The sequence below is a fragment of the Streptomyces sp. SM10 genome (genome assembly GCF_002910915.1).
In the GTDB taxonomy this organism is placed as follows: Bacteria; Actinomycetota; Actinomycetes; order Streptomycetales; family Streptomycetaceae; genus Streptomyces.
The window spans coordinates 1-2364 of the sequence record NZ_NEUF01000165.1 but is presented as its reverse complement, the minus strand read 5'-3'; the positions used below and the strand labels follow the sequence as shown (position 1 = coordinate 2364).

The 2364-nt window shown below is 68.3% G+C and carries 2 protein-coding genes; both read right to left on the bottom strand.

Annotation, left to right across the window (positions count from 1 at the left end; all coding sequences use genetic code 11):
* Positions 1–374 precede the first annotated feature (374 nt).
* On the bottom strand, positions 375–737 hold the full coding sequence (locus tag B9S57_RS34280) for a hypothetical protein (protein ID WP_146057819.1): 363 nt from the start codon (positions 735–737) through the stop codon (positions 375–377).
* 446 nt (positions 738–1183) lie between these two features.
* A complete protein-coding gene (locus tag B9S57_RS27060; RefSeq protein ID WP_103759827.1) occupies positions 1184–2188 on the bottom strand; it encodes an IS3 family transposase in 1005 nt (334 codons plus the stop codon).
* Positions 2189–2364: the final 176 nt, after the last annotated feature.

Genomic DNA, 2364 nt, shown 5'->3' with positions numbered 1-2364 from the left:
CGCCCACCACACGCTCCGCCCACCGCCGTTCGGGCCCAACCGCGTCGGCGGCCGGCCCCGCTCTCCGGCTCACGTACGAAGGGCGTCCCTCCGGGACGGCTCAGCCTGGCCCGGCTCGCAGCCGGCCGGAGCGTCCGGGCCGCGGGCGGCACCCCTAGGACGAGGCCACGGCACGCCGCCGCCCGCACCACTGAGACACCCGAGGAACACCCCCATGCCCGAGAACGCTTGCGCCGTCCCGCGTCAGGACACACCGGCCGGAGACTCGTCTCCGCGAGGCTGTCTCTAGGTCGCCAGGCAGACCCCCGCCGGCGGACGCAGGATGGCTTGGCCTTCCGCCCGGGGAGGAGCATGCCGCCCCGGGCGCACGCCCGTCACTCGTTCCGCCACTCGTCGCGCAGTCGGCGTACCGCGGTGATAGCCCGTATGGCTTTCTCGGCAAGCGACGGCACCTGATCGAGGACGTAGCCGAGTACGAGAACGCACCCACCGAGCACTGCCACCGAGGCTGTTGCCCATCCGACCGTTTCCATGCGTCCGACGTACCTTCCGTGAAGGTGGTCGGTTCGGTGGCATGGCTGCTCGAACCGACCACTGTTGCTCTCAGTGATCAGGTCGAGAACCAGGCACCGCACGCCGTACTCGGGTATGGACTTGTATCGGAGCGGCAGCTCCGTTCTCCCCGGATGCCCGAAGGCGAGGAAGGCGACCGGGTTTGTGCAGTGCGGTGACTTCACCCGATAGCCAGAAACCTAGGTTCCATCGCTCGGCCACGCCGCAGGACGAGAATCACTCGCGTCGTTATCAATTCGTGATGGTCGGCAGGCTGGGCGGCGTTGCGTGGTGCGCCACGGGCGACCTATCTCCTGAGTGGCCCCGAGTCTGGAGCCCCGGCTGTCGGGGTTCGTTGGGTGCCGGCCGGAGCGAAAGGCTGCCTCCGGCGGGTCCTCCTCGGAGGGGGTGGGGGCTGGTTGGTCGGGTGCGGGAGCGTTGTGGTGCAGGTGGTGAAGGCGGGGTTCCCTCCTCGGCCGGACACCTCAAGGGGCGTACCAGGAACCCGGACACGGCGTCCAGGCCGAGCCGCTACGCGGTCGCTACGCGAGCCAGGACACCGCGCCCGGAACCCTGATACGGCGGAGCTGTCCGACCGGTGCCTGTCAAGTCAAATGAAACGAATGTGGCGCTATGAGTTCTGTCGTTCGGTTTGGTGTCGCTTGGCGGGGTCGTTGATCCATGCCTGGCGGGGGATCGATGGTGGGACGGGGCGGCGGTTGAACCGTTCCGGGTGCCGTTCGTAGGCGGCTGTGAGGGTGGTGGCTCGTTGCTCACGTACCAGTTCCGCGGTGCCGAAGTGCACGCTGGCCGGCGTGTGGTAGCCGATCCCGGAGTGCCGGTGGACGTGGTTGTAGTAGCTGATGAAGCCGTCCATCCACTCCCGGGCGTGCGTCAGCGAGTCGAACCTGCGCGGGAAGTCGGGCTGGTACTTGGCGGTCTTGAAGTGGCTTTCGCTGTAGGGGTTGTCGTTGCTCACTTTGGGGCGTGAGTGGCTGCGAGTGACACCGAGGTCAATCAGCAGCTGGGAGACCTTCTTGGAGGTCATGGAGGTGCCCCGGTCGGCGTGCACGGTCTCGGGCACGATGCCGTTGCGCAGGATCGTCTCGCGGATCAGCTCCTCGGCCCGGTCGGCTGATTCGGCCCGCTCCACTGTCCAGCCGACGATGTAGCGGCTGTAGATGTCGATGATGACGTAGGCGTGATACCAGATGCCCTTGTCCGGACCCGCCAGCTTCGTGATGTCCCAGGTGAACACCTGCGAAGGGGCGTCGGCGACCAGCTCGGGCACGGTCCTGGCACCATGGGTGGCGATCCGGCGCCGCTCGCCGTCCTGCCCGGCCTCCTTCAGAATCCGGTACATCGTGCGCTCGGAGCAGTGGTAGCGGCCCTCGTCCAGTTCGCGGGCGTAGATCTGGGCCGGCGGAAGTTCGGCGTACTCGTCGCTGTTCACCAGCGCCAGCACGGTGGCCCGCTCTGCGGCCGACAGTGCGGTGACCGGGGCCGGACGCGGTCGCCCAGGTGCCGGCGGCCTGGGATGCAGCCGCCGGTGGTGGGTCGCCCGGGAACGTCCGGTGATCCGGCAGGCATCCACGATGCCCACCAGCAGCCTCAACTCCTCGACCGCCGCGTGCAGATGGCCGTCCAGGACGTGGCTCAGTCCGCGCTCCTGGACAGTGACTGCAAGAGCGCGTGTGTTTTTCCCAGCACCTCCAGTGCCGCGTTCTTCTGGTCCACCTCCGTGCGCAGCCGCTCGTTCTCCCGCCGCAGCTTGGCGTTCTCGGCCTCGGCCGGGTGCTTCCTGGGGCGGGC